The following is a 19,688-nucleotide window of genomic DNA, read 5'->3' on the forward strand; positions in this document are numbered from 1 at the left end:
TAAACCTCGACTTCGACGAATGGGGCGATGCCTTCCCCGCCAACCGCATGCTCGGCGCCGCCACCCTCGATCGCCTGCGCCACGGCGCCTACCGCGTCGTCCTCGACGGTGAGAGCTACCGCGCGCCGAAGCCATCGCCGGACTCGGGCAGGGCGCCGGCGCGCTCACCGGCGGCGATCAAGGCGCGTTAAGGACGCCGGCCGTTTGCAGCACTATCCTCGGCGCTGCAAACCCCTTCAGCGGCGATCCCGCTGCCTCAACCCCCTCGGGCTCGCCCCCAGACCCCGCGCTCGCCGCGGGGCCGCCGCCGGGGATCGAAAACATCCCCGGCACCTCCCCGGAGCATTGGCCACCCTCCACGGCGTCAAGGGGCTTTCGCGGCATAAACGGGCCGATGAATCCGGCCCATTTATTCCACGGTCCACGTGACCCCGTTCCAGGCGAAAAGCCGGCCCCGCGTCGTCCCGCTTTCGCGGGTCCGCCCGCCGCTTTCCGGGCCTTCCACGGCGCATATTTCGGCCCAATTCGGCCCTTGCGCTTATGAGCGTTTTACCCCATCCTGCGCACCGTTCGAAACGCCACTTTCAAACCCCTCCAAGTGGCGCCATTACGCCGATCATGCCCGGCGCCTTTATGCCGACCCGCGGGTGCGTTGCCGGCTGCTGGCGCTGGCCTATGTTCAGGCGGGGCATTCGGCGTACGAGGCGGATGAGCTGTTTGGGCTGACTGCGGTGCAGATCCGGCAGTGGATCAAGCGCTACAACGCCGAAGGAATCGAAGGATTGTCTGACCGGCCCCGGCCGGGGCCGCGCTCCCGGTTGGCGCCGGCGCAATACGCTGCCTTTCTGGCCCGCCTGCACGCCGGGCCGCCGCCCGAGAGCGGATTGTCTGCCTGGCGAGGGGAAGACATCCGCTGCCTGCTGGCGGAGGAATTCGGCCTCGACTATTCGCTGTCCGGGGTGTACGCCCTGTTGCACCGGTTGGGCCAGTCCTCCCTGGTCCCCCGACCCAGCCACCCAGCGAGCGATCCCGCCGCCCAGGCGGCCTTTAAAAAATCAGCTGCCCGACACCTTGGCCGCCGTCGCCTCGAGCCATCCAGGCCAGCGCATCGAACTCTGGTTTCAAGATGAAGCCCGCTTCGGCCAGCAGGGCAGCAACAGCCGGATCTGGGCCGACACCGGCAGCCGGCCTCGGGCGCCGCGGCAAACCGAGTACGACTTTCTCTACCTGTTCGCTGCCTGCTGTCCCGAGACAGGTCAAAGCAATGCCTGGCTGATGCCCGCCGCCAACACGCAAACAATGAACGGGCAGCTGGCCGATCTTGGCCGGCAACTGCCCGATGAAGTCCATGTCGTCCTGGTCCTCGACGGCGCCGGCTGGCATCACAGCACCGGCCTCGCGGTCCCGCCCAACCTGACCCTCGTTCACCTGCCCGCCTATGCTCCAGAGCTCAATCCCATCGAGCGGGTCTGGCGCGAGCTTCGCCAGCGCTATCTGAGCAATCGCATCTACCCGGATGCCGAGGCCCTCGAGGACGCTGTCGCCTCAGCGTGGATGACCCTGACAGAAGACCCTCGGCGCCTGGGCTCATTGACCGACTATCCCTGGATACAAACCGCTCGGCAGCAGCAAACTACGAAGGAAATTTAGTGGGATGCGTATGAGTTCGAATTTCCTGGGGGCCGCTCTGCGTACCTGGCATTACGGGTGCCGCATGATTGGATCCCGGTACAGAATGTCTTCGGAATTTCGGATATGCTCAGTGAAATTCATTCGACAGCGAATAGGCTAGGCCGGTTGTCGTCGTCGGATTTCATGTTACTAACCAGCCAAAACGGGATGCAAGATGAGTGAAGCGGTCCGCGACTTTTCGCAGTGCTACGGTCATGATTTCGAGGATCTGAAAATAGGTATGTCAGCGGCGATCGGACGTACCGTGACGGAGGCGGATATCGCTATTTTTGCCGGCCTTTCGGGTGATACGAATCCCGTTCACCTTGATGGCGAATTTGCGGCGTCGACGATGTTTGGCGAACGAATCGCACATGGAATGCTGTCGGCGAGCTTCATTTCCGCAGTGTTCGGAACGAAGTTGCCAGGACCGGGATGCATCTATCTCGGGCAGTCGATGAACTTCAAGGCGCCGGTCAAAATCGGCGACACAGTCGTCGCGCGTGTGACAGTACGCGAACTCGTGAGTCACAAGCGCCGGGCGTTTTTCGATACTGTCTGCACAGTGGCCGGAAAAGTGGTACTCGAAGGCCACGCGGAGATCTACCTCCCTGCCAGAGCGTAACGGGTATTGCTTGGCTGGCAGCAGGGAGGGCGGAGTCGGTGAGTTGGGTGAGGATTACGTCACATCGGGAATGAGCGCCAGCTTCAGCCCGCACCCAGGCCGGCGCGTTTGTCGCATTCGATCAGCGCATACGCCGAGTGATTGTGGATGGATTCGAAGTTTTCGGATTCCACCCGATAGCAGTCGATTCGCGGCTCGGCATTGAGAAGGCCTGCGACGTCCCGGACCATGTCTTCGACGAACTTTGGATTGTCGTATGCGCGCTCAGTCACGTATTTCTCGTCCGGCCGCTTCAGGAGGCCGTAGAGCTGGCAGGAAGCCTGGCTTTCGACGATCTGCACGAGTTCTTCGATCCAGAGGAAACTGTTCGTCTGGGCAGTGACCGTGACATGCGAGCGCTGATTGTGAGCGCCGTATTGGGAGATTTTTTTCGAGCACGGGCACAGGCTTGTTACCGGCACAACGGTCTTCATCGTGAAACTGTACGCGCCCCCTTCCCGTATTTCTGCCGTGAACGTGACCTCATAGTCCATGAGGCTCTGCACTCCGGAGATCGGAGCGGATTTGTTGATGAAATAGGGAAAGGTGAGTTCGATCTGACCCGTCTCGGCTTCAAGGCGCTTGACCATTTCACGCAGCATCGGCTCGATGGACTCGACCGAAATCTCCCGCTCGTTCCCATTGATGATCTCAATGAAGCGCGACATGTGGGTCCCCTTGAAATTGTGAGGGAGGCCGACGTACATGTTGAAAACGGCAATCGTGTGCTGCACGCCGCCGTTCTTGTCACTGACTCGCACCGGATGACGAATGGATTTTATGCCGACCTTGTCGATTGCCAGTTTCCGGCTGTCGTTAAGGTTCTGGACGTCGGGAATGGCATGGGCCTGTTGGGGAGTCATCTGCTGTTCTCTATTGAAACCAATGGCAAATCCTATCATTCCCGACAAAAACACTCAACTATTGTCAGGGTAGCTGCGCTTTATCGCAGCCGCAATGCCCGGCGCGTCAAGCCCGACCAGCTCAAGGAGCTGGGCCTGGTCTCCGTGGTCGATGAAGGTGTCCGGCAAGCCCAGGCGCAGCAGGCGGGGACGGTTTGGCAGGCTTTCCAGGACTCTCGCCACCTCCGATCCGGCGCCTCCGATGACGGAATTTTCTTCGAGGGTGACGAGGAGATCGTGGCCGGCGGCCAGTTCCTCGATGAGTGTGACGTCGAGCGGTTTGACGAAACGCATGTTGGCCACGGTCGCGTCGAGCTCGTCTGCGACCTGCAGTGCATTGAAGAGCAGACTGCCAAAGACGAGCAGCGCGATGCGCTGGCCGCTCCGGCGGATCTCGCCCTTGCCGATCGGTAGCGCCGACATCGCGGTTTCCGGCCTCACCTGCATTCCGCTACCGCGCGGATACCGCACGGCGGCGGGTCCATTGTGGCGATAAGCCGTGTAGAGCATTTGCCGACACTCGTTTTCATCGGCGGGTGCCATGACGACGAGGTTGGGAATGCAGGCGAGGTAGGAGAGATCGAAGGCCCCGTGATGGGTCGCGCCGTCGGCCCCGACGAGCCCGGCGCGGTCGATCGCAAACATCACCGGGAGGTTTTGCAGCGCGATGTCGTGGATGAGCTGGTCGTAGGCGCGTTGCAGGAAGGTCGAATAGATCGCCACGACGGGCTTGAAGCCTTCGCATGCAAGGCCCGCGGCGAACGTCAACGCATGCTGCTCGGCGATTCCTACGTCATAGTAGCGATCCGGGAATTCCTGCGCGAACCGCACCATCCCGGAGCCCTCGCGCATCGCCGGGGTGATGCCGATGACTTTTTCATCCTGCGCGGCGATGTCGCATAGCCAGTCGCCGAACACCTGCGTGTACGTGAGCTTGGCGCCCCCTTTGGCGGTCTGGATGCCCGCTGTATGGTCGAATGTCGATACCCCGTGGTAAAGGACGGGATCTGCTTCGGCGAGCTTGTACCCTTGCCCCTTGCGCGTGATGACGTGCAGGAAGTGCGGCCCGTTGAGCTTGCGCAGGTTCTGCAGCGTCGGGATCAGGGCGTCGAGGTCATGCCCATCGATCGGGCCGTAATAATGGAAGCCGAACTCCTCGAACAGCGTTCCCGGGGTGATCAGGCCCTTCACATGCTCTTCGACCTTGCGGGCGAAGTCGAGCATCGGCGGGGATACGCCGAGCACCTTTTCGCCGGCACGGCGCGCGGCATTGTAGGTCCGGCCCGAAAACATGCGGGCGAGGATCTTCGTCAGCGCGCCGACCGGAGGTGATATCGACATTTCATTGTCGTTGAGAATCACCAGAAGGTTGATGTCGCGCATGTCGCCGGCATTGTTCAGGGCTTCGAAGGCCATGCCCGCCGACATTGCGCCGTCGCCGATCACCGCAATCGAGCGCCGTTGTTCGCCGCGGTCGCGCGCGGCCACAGCCATTCCCAGCGCAGCGGAGATCGAGGTCGACGAGTGCGCGGTGCCGAAGGTGTCGTAGCTGCTTTCCGAGCGGCGCGGGAAGCCCGAGATTCCGCCGAACTGGCGCAGCCTGCTCATTGCCTCGCGTCGGCCGGTGAGGATCTTGTGTCCGTAGGTCTGGTGGCCTACATCCCACACGATGCGGTCGTCCGGCGTGTCGAAAATGTAGTGCAGCGCGATCGACAGCTCAACGGTGCCAAGGTTGGAGGACAGGTGTCCGCCGGTCTTCGAGACCGACTCGATCAGAAATGCGCGCAACTCCGCGGCCAGTGCCGGGAGTTCGCGACGGTCCAGCTTGCGCAGATCGAACGGTGAGTCGATGCGGTGAAGCAGGGGGTACGGGGGCATGTGCAGGTCCGGCGGAATCGGAATTCAGAATCTTCGATGGACGATGAAAGTGGCGAGTTCGTCGAGTCTGGCGGCCTGGGGTCCGAAAGGCGTGAGGGCTTCACGGGCGTCGGCAAGCAGCGATTCGGCGAGCGCACGGGCTTCCGTCATGCCGAGGAGGGTTACGTAAGTCGGTTTGTTGTTGTCGGCATCCTTGCCGGCTGTTTTTCCGAGCGTCGCCGTGTCGGACTGCGTATCGAGGATATCGTCGACGATCTGGAACAGCAGGCCGACGAGCTTCCCGTAGTGATCGAGGCGTTCCAGGCGGCCGGAATCGAGTTTTGTGCCGCACGCTGCTCCGAGCAGTACCGAGGCCCGGATCAACGCCCCGGTCTTGTGGATATGCATGTATTCGAGTTCTTCACGGCTAAGCTGTTTCCCGACCGCGGCAAGGTCGATCGCCTGCCCGCCGGCCATGCCCCGCGAGCCGGACGCGCGTGCGAGCCGGGCGATCATCGCCAGCTGCTCCGAGGGGTCATCGTTCAGCGGGTGCTCGGAGAGGGACTGGAAGGCGAGCGCCTGCAGGGAATCCCCCACCAGCAACGCGGTGGCGTCGTCGTATTCGACATGCACGGTCGGTTTGCCGCGCCGCAGCACGTCATTGTCCATGCAGGGCAAGTCGTCGTGGACCAGCGAATAGGCGTGGATCAGCTCGACGGCACAGGCAACTTTGTCCAGCCGTTCAGGGGCAGCCCCGACGAGACCTCCCGCTGCATGGACGAGCAGCGGTCTGATGCGCTTGCCGCCACCGAGTACGGCATAGCGCATTGCTTCGTGAAGCCGCGCCGGAGCGATGTCCGCGTCGGGCAGGAGGTTTTCCAGCGCAGTTTCGGAGCGTCGCTGGATGGCTTCCATCCAGGCCAAAAAATTCGTGTGGCTCATTCCTGGTCCCTCATGTCTTCAGCCGGATTCAACGGAGCGAGAACGTTGTTTTCCAGTTGGCGCACCCGCTGTTCGGCAGCTTGCAGGGTTTCCTGACAGTGTTTCAGCAGGCTCGCGCCGCGTTGATACCGTTCCAGTGCCTGCTCGAGCGAGATCGCTCCGTTTTCCATTTCCTGGACAATCGCTTCGAGTTCGGCAATGGCGGATTCGAAGGATTTTGGCGCAGTTGGGGCCTTGGCCATGACTCGAAGCCGTGAAAATAAAAGGGGGAAAAGTAACCGATCGGGCTACTGGCGGTCAAACAACTTCTCGAATAGAATCATCCGCTCATTTTTTCCGAATTTCTTGGAATTTACATCGGAGGTTCGGGGGATGTCCGAGCTCGCATCCAAGGCCAAAATGGCCCCGGCGGTTTCCCAGTTGCCGGTTTCGATGTACTTCGACGAAAAAATCTTCGAACTCGAGAAGCGCCTGTTGTTCCAGGGCGGGGCGGGGTACGTCGGCCACGAGTTGATGGTACCGGAAGTCGGAAACTATCGCTCCCTGGAATGGTTGGACCACTCCAGGCTACTGTTTCGCACGCAGGACGGCATCCATCGCCTTTCGAACGTCTGTCGCCACCGCCAGGCGATCATGTTGCAGGGCGCAGGTACTGCCGAACGAATCGTCTGCCCGGTCCATCGCTGGACGTACGACCAGCAGGGGCGACTGCTGGGCGCGCCGCATTTTCCCGAGAATCCGTGCCTCGGCCTCCAGCGCGATGCGCTGGAAAACTGGCACGGGCTGCTGTTCGCCGGTCCGCGCTCGGCCCATGCCGACCTGGCGGGGATGGAGGTGGCGTCGGAACTCGACTTTTCCGGCTTCAAGCTCGATCGGGTCGAGATTCACGAATGCAATTACAGCTGGAAGACCTTTATCGAGGTGTACCTCGAGGATTACCACGTCGTGCCCTACCATCCCGGATTGGGGCGCTTCGTCACCTGCGACGACCTGACCTGGCAATTTGGCGACTGGTATTCGGTGCAGCGCGTGGGCATCACTTCGCTGGCCAAGCCCGGTTCGGCCGCATACCGGAAGTGGCATGAGGCGATCCTCGCCTATTACGGCGACAGCCGCCCGGCCCAGGGCGCGATCTGGCTGACGTATTACCCGAACGTGATGGTCGAGTGGTATCCGCACGTGCTGGTGGTCAGCACGCTGATCCCGCGCGACGTAAACAGGACGACCAACGTCGTCGAGTTTTACTACCCGGAGGATATCGTCGAGTTCGAACGCGAGTTCGTCGCAGCCGAGCAGGCGGCCTACATGGAGACTGCGATCGAGGACGACGACATCGGTGAGCGCATGGACCGGGGTCGCTGGGCGTTGCTGCAGGAAGGGCTCGACGAGGTCGGGCCGTACCAGTCGCCGCTCGAGGACGGGATGCAGCATTTCCATGAATTCTACCGGCGCGTCATGGGCGAACACCTGTAAGGCGCTGTTCCCTCGTCGCACCGCACCGTCGGGCCGTACGCGTCGCCCGGGTTCTTGTTGCCGGCAGCCAAGCTGCGGGGCGTCAGCCTTCCATGCCGGTGGATTGTCCCTGAGTACCGCCGGCGACAGGGCGGGCGCCGTGTTTGCGCTTGCGCCGCCACCAGCCGAGCAGGTCATCGACCAGCGTATACACTACCGGGATCACCAGTAGACTGAGAAAGGTCGAGGTCACCAGACCGCCGATCACGGCGATCGCCATCGGCGCGCGGAACGAGGGATCGACGCCGAGTCCGAGCGCCATCGGCAGCATGCCGGCACCCATCGCGATGGTGGTCATGACGATGGGACGGGCGCGCTTGTGACAGGCATCGAGGAGCGCGTCGCGGCGTGACAACCCATGGTCGCGGCGCGCGACGATGGCGTACTCGACGAGCAGGATAGAGTTCTTGCTCGTCACCCCCATCAGCATGATCAGACCGATCAGCGAGGGCATCGAGAAACTGCTGCCCGTGGCGAGCAGCGCGACGAATGCGCCACCGATGGCCAGCGGCAGCGCCGCGAGAATCGTGACCGGCTGCGTGAATTCACGGAACAGCAGCACCAGTACGATGTAGATGCACAACACTCCGGTCAGCATGGCGAGGCCGAAACTCTTGAACAGGATGCGCATTTCGTCGGCATCGCCGAGCGGCTGCCAGGTGACGCCGGCGGGCAGTGCCTGCAAGGACGGCAGCGCGCGCACGGCGGCCTCGACTTCGCCGATCGGGTGCGTCGTGAGTTCGATATTGAAGTTGATGTTGCGGCGGCGGTCGAAGCGCGCGATTTCCGACGGACCGCTTTCGATGCTGATGTCCGCGACATTGCCAAGCATCACGTTTCCCTGTCGGCCCGGCACAGGCAGCCGCGCGAGCAACTCAAGGTCGCCGCGTGCCGCCTCGGGAAGGCGCACGACGATGGGCACTTGGCGCTCGGACAGATTGAGCTTCGCGAGTCCGAAGTCGTAATCGCCTGCCGTGGCGATGCGCAGGGAGTCGGAAATCGCTGCGGCCGTCACGCCCAGATCGGCGGCGCGTGCGAAATTCGGTCGCACCACGACTTCCGGTCGCACGAGGCTCGCGCTCGACGACACGTTGCCGATGCCCGGAATCGTGCGCAACTCGCGTTCGACTTCACGCGCGGCGCGTGACAGCACGTCACCGTCGTCGCCGGTCAGTGCGAGGACGTACTTTTCGCTGCTGGCTCCGAGACCGACACGCACTCGCACGCCGGGGAGGGCGCGCATCGCTTCGCGCAGCTGCGCCTCGATCGCTTGCTTGCTGATCGAACGCTCGTTGCGTGGTGTGAGATTGATCGTCAGCGAGGCCTTGCGCACTTCCGGTGCGCCGCCCGCCGTGAAGGCGTCGGCGCCGGCCGTGCCTGCGCCGACGGCGGTGTACACCTGCTTCACGTGCGGATTGCGTTCGAGGATCGCGCGCGCCTGCTCGGCGGCGCGGTAGGTGTCGCGAAAGCGGCTTCCCGGCTGCAGTTCGATCGAAACCAGTGTTTGGGCGAGGTCATCGGGCGGCATGAACGCGGTCGGCAGTAGCGGAATCAGGGCCAGCGACCCGACGAAGAAGCCGGTCGCGGCGAGCATCGTGAGCCGGCGGTGGCGCAAGCAGGAGCCCACCCAGCGCAGGTAGAGCGCCGTAAACCGGCCTTCGTGCGCCTGGTGTGTCGCCGATCGCAGCAGGTAGGCCGACATCATCGGCGTGAGCATCCGCGCAACCAGCAGGGAGGCCATCACCGCCAGCGCCGCCGTCCAGCCGAACTGCTTGAAGAACTTGCCGGAGATGCCGCTCATGAAGGCGGTGGGCAGGAATACCGCGACCAGCGCGAAGGTGGTGGCGATGACCGCGAGGCCGATCTCGTCGGCGGCTTCCATCGCGGCCTGGTACGGCGTCTTGCCCATGCCGAGGTGGCGCACGATGTTCTCGATCTCGACGATCGCGTCGTCGACGAGGATGCCGATCACCAGCGACAGCGACAGCAGGGTGACGACGTTGATCGAGAAACCGAGATATTCCATACCGATCAGCGCAGGCAGCACGGACAGCGGGAGCGCGGTGGCCGCGACGAATGTCGCGCGCCAGTCGCGCAGGAAGAACCACACGACGATCACGGCGAGGATGGCACCTTCGGCCAGCAGCCACAGCGAGCCATGGTAGCCTTCGCGCACCGGATCGACGAAGTTGTATGCCTCCCTGAAGGCGATCTCGGGATGCGCCTTGGCCAGTTGCTCTATCCTGCGGGCCACGCCCTCCGCGACCTCGATTTCGCCTGCGCCGCGTGCGCGCACGATTTCGAAACCGACCACCGGTTTGCCGTCGAGCAGCGCGGCGGAGCGCCGCTCGGCGACGGTGTCTTCGAGCCGCCCCAGGTTGCCCAGACGGACGTGGCGGCCGTCGCTGAGCACGATTTCCATGTCGGCGAGCTGCGCGGCGCTCCGCGCCGTCGCCAGCGTCCGCACGGCCTGCTCACCGCTGCCGAGATCGGCGCGGCCGCCCGAGGATTCGAGCTGGATGCGCCGCAACTGGCGGGAGATGTCGGCGACCGTGACGTTGAGCGCGAGCAGCCGGGCCGGATCGAGTTCCAGCCGCACTTCACGGGTCGCGCCGCCGACGCGCGACACGAGCCCCACGCCGGGCACCGAAAGCAGCGCCTTGGCGACCGTGTTGTCGACGAACCACGACAGCGCTTCCTCGTCGAGGGCGTCGGATGCGACCGTGTAGGTGACGATGGGCAGGCCGGACAGGTTGAAGCGCTGGATGACCGGGTCGCGCAGATCGCCGGGCAGATCTGAGCGCACGCGCGAGAAGGCGTCGCGTACGTCATCGACGGCTTCCTGCGTCGGTTTTTCGAGCCGAAACTCCGTCGTGATGGTGGCGACGCCATCCTGGATGCGGGTGTAGATGTGCTTGACGCCCTGGAGCGTCGCGATCGAGTTTTCGACTTTGCGTGCGACTTCGGTTTCCAGTTGTGCTGGAGCGGCTCCCGGCAGGCTCGCGGTCAGGACAACCATCGGGAGATCGATGTCGGGGAAGTTCTGGACCTTCATTTGCGCGAAGGACAACACGCCGAGCAGGCTCAGCATGATGAACAGCAGCACGCCCGGTACCGGGTTGCGGATCGACCAGGCGGAGACGTTCATGCGTGCGCCCTCAATGCTGTGCGGAGGCGGCCGGTGCGGTACCGGTCACCTCGACCGGGTCGCCGTCGCTGAGGAAGCCGATGCCGCTTTCGACGAACTGCTCGTCCTTTGCTATGCCGGACAGGATCTCGACGCGGTCGCCCTGTCTGCGTCCCGGGACGACACGCGTCTGCGTCAGCAAGCCATTCTGATCGATGCGGAACACATAGGAGAAGCCGTCTCGAAGAAGGACGGCGGACTGTGGCAGGCTCAGCACCGGCGTTGCCGATTGTGCGGCGGGTGCGATTTCGCCGCTCGCGAACATGCCGGCCTTTGCCCCATCGCTGCTGATGTCGACATAGACGATGCCGTTGCGTGTCTGTGGATCGATTGACGGTGCAATGCTGCGTACCCGGCCCGTGAGGTTTGCTTCGTTGGCCAGCTTCAATCTGGCGAGGTCGCCGGGTCTGACAAGTCCGATATCATCGGCCGGCACCTCGGCGCGCCACTCCAGGCGCCCCCGCAGGATCAGGCGGAGCAGTTCCTGTCCCGCCTGGGGGACGGTGCCCACGGTCGCCGCGCGCGCCGAAATCAGCGCGTCGTCGGGGGCCAGGATGCGCGTCTGGCGCACGCGCAATTGGGCAAGCTGCACGCGTGCGGCGGACAGTTCGATGCGCGATTTCGCGGTCTGCTCGGCCGTCAGATACTGAGTGACCTGTTGCTGGCTCATCATGCCGGTGGGCTGGAAGCGTCGGGCGCGGTCGCCGTTCGCGCGGGCTTCGGCGTACATCGCGCGTGCTTCCTGCAGTTGGGCGCGCGCCTGCGCAAGGTCTGCCTGCACGACATCGTCGGCCAGCACGACCAGTTCCTGCCCCTTCTTCACGGTGTCGCCGACGTTCGCCAGCACTTTGGCGATGCGCAGGCCGCCGAGTTCGCTGCCGACCACCGTTTCCTGCCAGGCGGCAATATTGCCGGTCGCGGCAATCGTCTTTGCCCAAGTGACGGTTACGGGTGCGACCGGTTGCACGGTAAGCGCAGGGCGAGGAGATGCTGCTGCGGTGGATGTGTCCCGCGGCGTTTCAGCATCGGGCGAACTGCACGCGCTCAGGATCGCGAGTGCGGCAACTGGCAGCAGGATCGCCAGCCTGTCGAAATGTTTGATTTTCATCGCGGCAAAAGCCCCCCTCGGGCAGCAGGAACGGGTTCCGCGCCGGACCGGCTGTCCGGACGGCGGGTCATTCCGCTGGTGCGTACGATCTACGGCGGAGAAGGATTGCCGCACATTCGATGGATAACAGCATTCTTTGCCTGCAGACAACAGACTTGCGGGCACGACGTGTGCACGCAAGGCGCAGCCAAGTTCGCCGCAGGGGCGGGCGTTCGGGGGTGTTCAGGCGTCCGCCTGGAGCTCCTTCGGTAGCGGGAAAGTGATTCGTTCGGGCACGCCTTCGAGTGTGTGAACAGAGCGTCCGCCCAGGGCCTTCAGACGCTCCACGACGGCATCGACGAGCACTTCGGGCGCCGACGCGCCGGCGGTGACGCCGACGCGTTTCTTGTCTTCGAGCCAGGCCGGGTCAATGCCTGCGGCGTTATCGACGAGATACGCCGGCACGCCGAGCAGTTCGGCAACTTCGCGCAGGCGGTTCGAATTCGAACTGTTGCGCGAGCCGACGACGAACACGACGTCGACTCGCGGCGCCATGAACTTCACCGCGTCCTGGCGGTTCTGCGTCGCGTAGCAGATGTCGTCCTTCTTCGGTCCGACGATCGCCGGGAAACGCGCCCGGAGTGCGGCGACGAGCGTCGCGGCGTCATCGACCGACAAAGTTGTCTGCGTGACGTATGCGAGCTGCTGCGGGTCGGCGACCTCGAGGTTCGCGACGTCCTCGACGACCTCGACGAGGTGGATGCCGTCGCCGACCTGACCCATCGTCCCTTCGACTTCGGGGTGACCCTTGTGTCCGATCATCACGATCTCGCGCCCCTGCTCGCGCATGCGGGCGACTTCCAGATGCACCTTGGTCACCAGCGGGCAGGTCGCATCGAAGACTCGCAGGCCGCGCCTTTGCGCTTCGCTGCGCACCGCCTGCGGCACGCCGTGCGCGCTGAAGATCACGGTCTGGCCGGTCGGCACTTCATCAAGTTCTTCGACGAAGATCGCGCCCTTCGCACGAAGTCCGTCGACGACGAACTTGTTATGCACGACTTCATGGCGTACGTAGATCGGCGCGCCGAAACGTGCGAGCGCCTGCTCGACGATCTCGATCGCCCGCTCGACGCCCGCACAGAAGCCGCGCGGATTCGCGAGCAGGATTTCCTTGTCGTTCATGGCTGGTTCCTGCGAAGGCTGGGGGCCGAGGTTTGCATTCAGCGGGCGCTCAAAGAACGCCGATCACTTCCACTTCGAAGCGAATCGTCTTGCCGGCGAGCGGGTGGTTGAAATCGACGACCGCGAACGTTTCGTTGATTTCCCGCACAAGCGCCGAGTAGCGGGAACCGTTGGGTGCGCCGAACTCCATGATCGTCATCGGTTCGATCTCCTCTTCCGGCATGTGCTCCCGTTTCACATGCTCGACCAGCTCGGGATTGTGGGGGCCGAACGCCTCTTCGGGCGCGAGCGTGAACAAGTGATGCTTGCCGACCTCGATGCCGGCGAGCAGGCGCTCGAGGCTGGGAAGCAGCTCTCCGGCGCCCAGCTGCAGCGTCGCGGGCGTGCCTTCGAAGGTGCTGATCAGCGGCTGGCCGTTTTCCATGGCGATGCGGTAGTGCAGCGTCACCAGGCTGTCGGGTTGGACGATCTGGGTCACGAGGGGTTCTCCGAAGTGGATGTGTCGCGGGAGGCGTCGCGAGGTGAGCGAAACTGCGCCCACAGCATCAGGGCGACGCCGACAGTGATGGCGGAATCGGCGACGTTGAAGGCCGGCCAGCCGTGGCGGCCGATATGGAAGTAGAGGAAATCGACCACTGCGCCATGCACGATCCGGTCGATGACATTGCCGACCGCTCCGCCGATGATGAGGCTGAACGCCAGCGGCAGCGCACGTTCGCGCTGGTGATGGCGCAGCATCGCGAGCAGCCAGCCACAGACGACGAGCGCAAGCGCAATGAAGAACCAGCGCTGCCAGCCCGAATGGTCGGCAAGAAAGCTGAACGCCGCGCCCGGGTTGTAGACCAGGACGAGCTGGAAGAAGCCCGTGACGGGCACCACCTCGCCGAAGTCGAGCCGCGACAGCACCAGCCATTTCGCGAGCTGGTCCAGCGCCACAACCAGCGCAGCCAGTGCGAGCCAGCCGACGAAGGGTCGCGTCAGCGCCTGCCGTGCAGCCGGCGCGGGTTCCCGGGAGGCCTCAGGCATGCGTGCGGCTTTCCCCGTCGCCATGGAGGTTCGTGCCGCAGCGTCCGCACAGCTCGGGGTGATCGGCATCGGCACCGACGTCCTCGCGGAAATGCCAGCAGCGGCCGCACTTGTGGTGACTCGAGGGCGCAGCGTCCACGCCTTCATCGGCTTCGGTTTCGACGCGCACCAGTTCCGCGCGGGACGTGATCAGCACGAAATGCAGATCCGCGCCGACACTCGCGAGCGCGTCGAAACGCGCACCGCTCGCGCGCACGCGCACTTCGGCCTGCAGCGAAGCGCCGATCCTGCCGTCGCTGCGCAGGCTTTCGAGCACTTTCTGCACGTCTGCCCTCGCGCTGCGGATCAGCTCCCAGCGAGCGAGGATTTCATCGCCTGCCGCGAGTTCGGGCAATGCGTGCCAAGTGTGCAGCATCACGCTGTCCTCGGCGTCATTGCCGGTCACCCGCCAGATTTCATCGGCGGTGAAGCTCAGGATCGGGGCCATCATCCGGGTGATCGCCTGCGTGATGTGCCACAGCGCGGTCTGGGCGGCGCGGCGGGCGCGGGAGTCGGCCTTCGTCGTGTACAGGCGGTCCTTGAGGATGTCGACGTAGAACGCGCCCAGATCCTCGGCGGCGAAGTTCTGCAGCGCCTGCACGATCTTGTGGAACTCGAAGCGGGCGTAATCCCCGGTGACCTGCTCCTGCAGGCGGCGAGTCAGCGCGAGCGCGTAATGGTCGATGTCGAGCCACTCCTCGACCGGCACGCCGTCCTTCGCGATGTCGAAGTCGGCAGTGTTCGCGAGCAGGAAGCGCAGCGTGTTGCGCAAGCGGCGATAGACTTCGACGACACGGTCGAGGATCTCCTTCGAGATCGTGAGCTCGCCCGAATAATCGGTGGCGGCGACCCACAGGCGCAGGATCTCGGCGCCGAGCTTGTCCGAGACTTCCTGCGGCGCGACGACGTTGCCTTTCGACTTCGACATCTTCTTGCCCTGGCCGTCGACAACGAAGCCGTGCGTCAGCAGGGCGTCGTACGGGGCACGCCCGTCGATCGCGCAGCCGGTCAAGAGTGACGAGTGGAACCAGCCGCGGTGCTGGTCCGAGCCTTCGAGATAGAGGTCCGCCGGCCACTGGCTGTCGGCAGCGTGCGAGCCGCGCAGTACCGTCCAGTGCGTCGTCCCCGAGTCGAACCAGACGTCGAGCGTGTCGCGCATCTTGTCGTACTGCGCGACGTCGCTGCCGAGCAGTTCCGCCGCGTCGAGCTTGAACCAGGCGTCGATGCCGTGCTGTTCGACGCGCTGCGCGACCTGCTCGAGCAGTTCGAGCGAGCGCGGATGCGGTTCGCCGGTTTCCTTGTGCAGGAACAGCGGGATCGGGACGCCCCAGTTGCGCTGGCGCGATACGCACCAGTCGGGCCGGTTCGCGATCATCGAATGCAGTCGCGCCTTGCCCCACGCGGGGTAGAACTGCGTCTCGTCGACCGCCTTCAGTGCCAGTTCGCGCAGCGTCGGGCTGCCCGGGTCGACCGCTTCGCGTCCCGGCAGGCGGTCCATGCCCACGAACCATTGCGTCGTCGCGCGATAGATCACCGGCGTCTTGTGGCGCCAGCAGTGCATGTAGCTGTGGGTCAGCGTGCCCGAGGCGAACAGGCTGCCGACTTCGGCGAGCTTGTCGACGATTTTTGGATTCGCATCCCATACCGACAGGCCGCCGAAGAACGGCAGGCTTTCGTGGAATACGCCGTCGCCCTGCACCGGGTTGAGGATGTCGTCGTTGCGCATGCCGTAGCGCATGCAGGACTGGAAGTCGTCCAGGCCGTAGGCCGGGGCGCTATGCACGATGCCGGTACCGGCGTCGGCCGCGACGTAGTCGCCGAGGAAGACCGGCGAGAGGCGGTCATAGAACGGGTGGCGAAACTGGATGCGGTCGAGCGCCACACCACGCGCGGCGGCGAGGACTCGCCCTTCGAGTGAATAGCGTTCGAGTGCCGATGCGCGCAGTTCGGCGGCGAGGATCAGCAGACCCTTTGGCGTTTCGACCAGTTCGTACATCAGCTCGGGATGCACGTTGAGCGCCTGGTTGGAGGGAATCGTCCACGGCGTCGTGGTCCAGATCACCGCATACACCGGGTGATCGGGCAGCGCCTCGAGGCCGAAGGCACGCGCGAGCTTGGTCCGTTCGGCCGTGTCGAGCGGGAAGCCGACGTCGATCGCCGGCGATTTCTTGTCCTGGTACTCGACTTCGGCTTCGGCGAGCGCCGAACCGCAGTCGAAGCACCAGTTCACCGGCTTCAGTCCCTTGAACAGGAAGCCTTTGCGGAGCAGATCGCCGAGCGCGCGGATCTCGTCCGCTTCATTCGAGAAGTTCATCGTCCGGTACGGGTTGTCCCAGTCGCCGAGCACGCCGAGGCGGATGAAGTCCTTCTTCTGCCGCTCGATCTGCTCGCCCGCGTACTCGCGGCACAATTCGCGCGCGCGATCGGCGGGCAGGTGCTTGCCGTGCTGCTTCTCGATCTGATGCTCGATCGGCAGGCCGTGACAGTCCCAGCCCGGCACGTAGGGAGCGTCGAAACCGGCGAGCGTCTTCGAGCGGACGATGATGTCCTTGAGGATCTTGTTGACCGCGTGGCCGATGTGGATGTCGCCGTTCGCGTACGGCGGGCCGTCGTGCAGGACGAACTTCGGCCGCCCGGCCGCCGCCTTGCGGATCTTCTGGTACAGCTTCTTCGCCTGCCAGTCGGCAACCCAGCCCGGTTCGCGCTTCGCGAGATCGCCGCGCATCGGGAACGGGGTGTCTGGCATGTTCAGGGTCTTGCGGTAATCAGCCATGATGGTGTTTTCGGCCTCAGGGGCGAATCGGGTGTTGTGCGAACCAGGCGCGCGCATTTTCCGCGTCCCGGGCAATCTGGGCGATGAGGGCGTCGAGCGATTCGAACTTGGCTTCGTCGCGCTGCTTGTTCAGGAAATGGATGCGCAGATGGGCGCCGTAACAGTCGCGGTCCCAGTCGAAGAGATGGACTTCAAGCGTCGGACGCCCCGACGCGGTTATCGTCGGCCGTACGCCGATGCTCGCGACGCCTGCGACGAGTTCCGCGGCGAGTCCTTCGACGGCGACCGCGAACACGCCGGACAACGCCGGCCGGCGATGTTTCATCTGGATGTTGACGGTCGGATAGCCAAGCGTGCGGCCGATCTTGTCGCCGTGCACGACACGCCCGGCGATGCTGTAGGGCCGGCCCAGCAGCCGCGCGGCATGGGCGAGATCGCCTTCCGCGAGCGCTTCCCGCACCGCCGAACTCGAGGCGCGTTCTCCGCCGACATCCAGCGTCGGCATCGCTTCGACCGCGAACCGGTGGCTGGCGCCGCGTGCCTGGAGCAACGCGAAGTCGCCCTGGCGCTTCACGCCGAAACGGAAGTCGTCGCCGATGATCAAGTGGCGCACGCCGAGGCCGCGCACGAGGATGTCGTCGATGAACTGGTCCGCGGTCAGCGCCGCGAGGCGCGCGTCGAAGCGGCAGACGTGGACGCGGTCGACGCCGCAGCTGGCGAGCAGCAGCAGCTTTTCGCGCAGCGACGCGAGGCGTGCCGGCGCATCGGCCGGGGAGAAGTATTCACGCGGATGGGGCTCGAATGTGAGCACCACCGCCGGCAGGACCAGCGAACGGGCCTTGTCGGTGAGCAGCTTGAGCAGCGCCTGGTGGCCGCGGTGCACCCCGTCGAAATTGCCGATGGTGAGAACCGAGGACTGCGCGGCGTGCTCCGGAATCCCGCGAAAAACCTGCATGGCCGCCCGAAAAAGCGGTAATTATAACGGCAACGCGAGCGCTCTGGCGGTTCCCGCCGGTCAGTCCAGCTGCGCGACCCGCGTCGGCCCGAGCGGCGGGTTGTCCTTGAAGTAGCGGCGCAGGCCCCGCATGATCGCTTCGGCCATCTTGTCCTGATAGGCGTCGTCGTTCAGGCGCCGCTCTTCCTCCGGGTTGCTGATGAACGCCGTCTCGACGAGGATCGACGGGATGTCTGGCGCTTTCAGTACCGCGAATCCAGCCTGTTCGACGTGCGCCTTGTGCAGCGTGTTGATGTCGCCGAGCTCGTTCAGCACCGCCTTGCCGAGCTTCAGGCTGTCGTTGATGGTCGCCGTCTGCGACAAGTCGAGCAGCGTTCGCGCGAGATGGCCTTCCTGTTTCGCGAGATTCACGCCGCCGATCAGGTCGGCGTCGTTTTCCTTTTGCGCGAGCCAGCGCGCGGCCGAACTCGAGGCGCCCCTTTCCGACAGTACGAACACCGAGCTGCCGCGTGCTTCGGGGCGGACGAAAGCGTCGGCGTGGATCGACACGAAGAGGTCTGCCTGTACCCGTCGTGCCCGCGTCACCCGCTGGCGCAGCGGCACGAAATAGTCGCCGTCGCGCGTCAGCATCGCGCGCATGTTCGTTTCGGCATCGATCTTCCGCTTCAGCCGGCGTGCGATCGACAGCGTGACGTTTTTTTCGAAGCTGCCGCGCCGTCCGACCGCGCCGGGGTCCTCGCCGCCGTGGCCGGGGTCGAGCGCGACCGTGAGCAGCCGGTTCGCGGGCGGACGTTTCCGGCGCTTTGCCCTGTCCTGCACGGCGGCCTGCTGCACCGGCGCGTCGTCGCTTCCCGCAGCGGCGGTATCGCCGGCGGCGGCATCGAGCGGCGAGGATTTTTCGATCAGCGCGAGCAGCGGGTCGACCGGCACGGTGGGATACAGATCGAGCACCAGGCGGTGGCGGTAATCGCCGACCGGCTGGAGCGTGAATATCTGCGGAGTGATCTCGTTCTTCAGTTCGACGACCAGCCGCACCACCCCGGGGCGATTCTGCCCGGCGCGAATCAGCCGGATATACGGATCGGACTCGAGTACCTTGGATGGCAAGGTCTGCAGCACGCTGTCGAGTTCGACATCTTCGAGATCGACGACGAGGCGGTCGGGATCCTTGACGAGAAGGTGGCTGAACTTCAGTTGGCGGCTGCCTTCGAGCGTGATGCGCGTGTAATCGTCGGCGGGCCAGACGCGCACCGCGACGAGGCTCGCGGCGGCGGCGAGCGGACTCACCAGCAGCACAAGCGCGCCGCCGGCGAACTTCAGAAGGTCGCGCCGGCCGAGTTTCGGCGTGCCGGACGTGCCGGGCGTCACGGAGCGGGCAGGTTGAGTTCCGAATTCAGTTTTTTTGTACATGTCCGTCCTGCCTCCGTCAGCGCAGAGACCTCGATGCGCCGACCCGTGCCGGCGGTGGCGAGGCGCACTTCCACGTCCGCCGGCGCGAGATATGGGCTGGCCTTGTCGGGCCATTCCACGAGGCACACGCCGGTGCCGCCGAAGTACTCGTCGAGCCCTGCTTCCAGATATTCTTCCGGCACTGCGAAGCGATAAAAATCAAAGTGATATAAGTTTAATCTAGAAAGAACATAAGGTTCAATCAAGGTGTAGGTCGGACTTTTTACTTTTCCGTCGTGGCCGAGGGCGCGCAGCACGCCGCGGACCAGCGTCGTCTTCCCGGCGCCGAGGTCACCACGCAGGTAAATCACCAACCCGGCGTGCAGGGCCGGCGCGAGCGCTGCGCCGGCAGCTTCAGTATCGGTTTCGTTATCGAGCTGCGCGATGAATCCGCAGCCGCTATCATCTGCCGGGTGAAGAATCCGAATCATCAGGGTGCCTC

At 64.3% G+C, this 19,688-nt stretch carries 18 protein-coding genes; 5 read left to right on the forward strand and 13 right to left on the reverse strand.

The genetic code is table 11. The features are described from left to right. The 4 genes from GO606_RS00995 to GO606_RS01010 form a co-directional block, all read left to right on the forward strand. The coding region (locus GO606_RS00995) for an ATP-binding protein (protein ID WP_246979263.1) at positions 1-191 on the forward strand (191 nt) is incomplete at its 5' end. A 234-nt stretch (positions 192-425) separates the two neighbouring features. After that, positions 426-1,130, forward strand: coding sequence for a winged helix-turn-helix domain-containing protein (locus tag GO606_RS01000; RefSeq protein ID WP_169118969.1), 705 nt, complete (start codon positions 426-428; stop codon positions 1,128-1,130). Beyond that, complete coding sequence (locus GO606_RS01005; protein WP_169118970.1) at positions 1,072-1,650, forward strand: IS630 family transposase; 579 nt, start codon at positions 1,072-1,074, stop codon at positions 1,648-1,650. Before GO606_RS01000 ends, GO606_RS01005 begins: the two co-directional genes overlap by 59 nt. A 196-nt stretch (positions 1,651-1,846) precedes the next feature. Then, positions 1,847-2,296, forward strand: a complete 450-nt coding sequence (locus GO606_RS01010; RefSeq protein ID WP_169118971.1) for a MaoC family dehydratase — start codon at positions 1,847-1,849, stop codon at positions 2,294-2,296. A gap of 83 nt (positions 2,297-2,379) precedes the next feature. On the opposite strand, the gene folE2 is transcribed toward GO606_RS01010, so the two are convergent. Genes folE2 through GO606_RS01030 form a run of 4 tightly spaced genes read right to left on the reverse strand, consistent with a single transcriptional unit; the run spans position 2,380 to position 6,278 of the window. After that, complete coding sequence (gene folE2, locus GO606_RS01015) at positions 2,380-3,198, reverse strand: GTP cyclohydrolase FolE2 (protein ID WP_169118972.1); 819 nt, start codon at positions 3,196-3,198, stop codon at positions 2,380-2,382. 54 nt (positions 3,199-3,252) lie between these two features. Next, complete coding sequence (gene dxs, locus GO606_RS01020) at positions 3,253-5,115, reverse strand: 1-deoxy-D-xylulose-5-phosphate synthase (protein ID WP_169118973.1); 1,863 nt, start codon at positions 5,113-5,115, stop codon at positions 3,253-3,255. 24 nt (positions 5,116-5,139) lie between these two features. Further along, entirely contained in the window at positions 5,140-6,036 is an 897-nt protein-coding gene (locus tag GO606_RS01025; RefSeq protein ID WP_169118974.1) for a polyprenyl synthetase family protein, read from the reverse strand. Then, positions 6,033-6,278: an exodeoxyribonuclease VII small subunit gene (locus GO606_RS01030; RefSeq protein WP_169118975.1), complete on the reverse strand. Its 246-nt coding sequence runs from the start codon at positions 6,276-6,278 to the stop codon at positions 6,033-6,035. Before GO606_RS01030 ends, GO606_RS01025 begins: the two co-directional genes overlap by 4 nt. Before the next feature lie 130 nt (positions 6,279-6,408). Here GO606_RS01030 and GO606_RS01035 point away from each other — a divergent pair, with 130 nt between their 5' ends. Next, complete coding sequence (locus GO606_RS01035) at positions 6,409-7,509, forward strand: aromatic ring-hydroxylating oxygenase subunit alpha (protein WP_169118976.1); 1,101 nt, start codon at positions 6,409-6,411, stop codon at positions 7,507-7,509. An 82-nt stretch (positions 7,510-7,591) separates the two neighbouring features. Here GO606_RS01035 and GO606_RS01040 read toward each other — a convergent pair whose 3' ends face one another. Genes GO606_RS01040 through tsaE form a run of 9 tightly spaced genes read right to left on the reverse strand, consistent with a single transcriptional unit; the run spans position 7,592 to position 19,677 of the window. Beyond that, on the reverse strand, positions 7,592-10,696 hold the full coding sequence (locus GO606_RS01040; protein ID WP_169118977.1) for an efflux RND transporter permease subunit: 3,105 nt from the start codon (positions 10,694-10,696) through the stop codon (positions 7,592-7,594). A gap of 10 nt (positions 10,697-10,706) precedes the next feature. Continuing rightward, entirely contained in the window at positions 10,707-12,008 is a 1,302-nt protein-coding gene (locus GO606_RS01045) for an efflux RND transporter periplasmic adaptor subunit (protein WP_246979265.1), read from the reverse strand. Between the two features lie 57 nt (positions 12,009-12,065). After that, positions 12,066-13,004: a 4-hydroxy-3-methylbut-2-enyl diphosphate reductase gene (gene ispH / locus GO606_RS01050; RefSeq protein ID WP_169118978.1), complete on the reverse strand. Its 939-nt coding sequence runs from the start codon at positions 13,002-13,004 to the stop codon at positions 12,066-12,068. 49 nt (positions 13,005-13,053) lie between these two features. Beyond that, the gene (locus tag GO606_RS01055; RefSeq protein WP_169118979.1) at positions 13,054-13,482 is read right to left on the reverse strand and encodes an FKBP-type peptidyl-prolyl cis-trans isomerase; all 429 of its coding nucleotides are present in this window, start codon (positions 13,480-13,482) and stop codon (positions 13,054-13,056) included. Further along, positions 13,479-14,030, reverse strand: a complete 552-nt coding sequence (lspA, locus tag GO606_RS01060) for a signal peptidase II (protein ID WP_169118980.1) — start codon at positions 14,028-14,030, stop codon at positions 13,479-13,481. The genes GO606_RS01055 and lspA overlap by 4 nt, the downstream gene beginning before the upstream one ends. Then, positions 14,023-16,842, reverse strand: a complete 2,820-nt coding sequence (gene ileS / locus GO606_RS01065) for an isoleucine--tRNA ligase (protein WP_169118981.1) — start codon at positions 16,840-16,842, stop codon at positions 14,023-14,025. The genes lspA and ileS overlap by 8 nt, the downstream gene beginning before the upstream one ends. Before the next feature lie 16 nt (positions 16,843-16,858). Beyond that, a complete protein-coding gene (locus tag GO606_RS01070; protein WP_169118982.1) occupies positions 16,859-17,797 on the reverse strand; it encodes a bifunctional riboflavin kinase/FAD synthetase in 939 nt (312 codons plus the stop codon). Between the two features lie 60 nt (positions 17,798-17,857). Next, positions 17,858-19,207 (reverse strand): N-acetylmuramoyl-L-alanine amidase, encoded by a 1,350-nt coding sequence (locus GO606_RS01075; RefSeq protein ID WP_169118983.1) that lies wholly within the window; start codon positions 19,205-19,207, stop codon positions 17,858-17,860. Further along, positions 19,162-19,677 carry a tRNA (adenosine(37)-N6)-threonylcarbamoyltransferase complex ATPase subunit type 1 TsaE gene (gene tsaE, locus GO606_RS01080; protein ID WP_169118984.1) on the reverse strand — a complete coding sequence of 172 codons (516 nt, stop codon included), beginning with the start codon at positions 19,675-19,677 and terminating at the stop codon, positions 19,162-19,164. Before tsaE ends, GO606_RS01075 begins: the two co-directional genes overlap by 46 nt. Positions 19,678-19,688: the final 11 nt, after the last annotated feature.

This window comes from Aromatoleum anaerobium (genome assembly GCF_012910705.2).
In the GTDB taxonomy this organism is placed as follows: domain Bacteria; phylum Pseudomonadota; class Gammaproteobacteria; order Burkholderiales; family Rhodocyclaceae; genus Aromatoleum; species Aromatoleum anaerobium.